Here is a 761-nt window from a genome sequence, read left to right as displayed (position 1 = left end):
CTGTAAATTCTGGTCCATTATCTACTCGTATTTTTAATGGATACCCATGATATTCAGCCAGTTTATCTAAGTAACGGGTGATCCTTCCTGCTGGTAAGCTTACTGCAATATCAATCCCTAACGCCTCACGATTAAAGTCATCGATGACATTGAATGTTCTAAAGCGACGCTGATTACGACTACTGTCACTCATAAAATCCATTGACCAACATTCACCTTGTTTATTGGGTGCTGATAGCCTTTCTGGGCTTCGTGGAGGAATGCGCTGTTTACGCTTTATCCTGAGATTAAGCTTTAATTCACAATACACCCGATATACCCGTTTATGATTCCATTTATAGCCGAGCTTTCTGATACGATTAAAGCATTTAGGAAAGCCCCAGCGCAAATGCCGGTCAGTGATAGCATTCAACACCGAAATAATCACTGAATCATCCGGTAACTTAGGTTTATAATAGTAAGCACAACGGCTTAAGCCAACAATGGCACAACTCATAGTAATAGTAACTGAATGATTTTGTTGTAGTTGCTGTGCCCACGTTTTACGTGCCTTTGTGGGCACTAAAGCTTTTTTATGATTTCTTCCTGAAGCTGGGATTTTAAGCTCAGTTCGGCAAACATCTGCTTAAGCTTGAGATTTTCAGCCTCCAGCTCCTTTAAGCGTTTGATATCCGAAGTTTCCATTCCGCCGTATTTTTCTCGCCATTTATAGAAAGTTGAATTACCCATGCCATATTTACGGCACAGTTCTTTAACCGGAA

At 40.6% G+C, this 761-nt stretch carries 2 protein-coding genes; both read right to left on the bottom strand.

Annotated features, from left to right (window positions below; genetic code table 11):
• A partial coding sequence (locus A9G34_RS06670) for a DDE-type integrase/transposase/recombinase (RefSeq protein WP_141670368.1) occupies nt 1-562 on the bottom strand: 562 nt, incomplete at its 3' end.
• The coding region (locus A9G34_RS06665) for a transposase (RefSeq protein WP_065568898.1) at nt 562-761 on the bottom strand (200 nt) is incomplete at its 5' end. The genes A9G34_RS06665 and A9G34_RS06670, both read right to left, overlap by 1 nt.

The sequence above is a fragment of the Gilliamella sp. Choc4-2 genome, assembly GCF_001690355.1.
GTDB lineage: Bacteria > Pseudomonadota > Gammaproteobacteria > Enterobacterales > Orbaceae > Gilliamella > Gilliamella apicola_A.
Note: the sequence above shows the minus strand (reverse complement) of the source record. Positions and strands in the feature narration are given on the sequence as shown.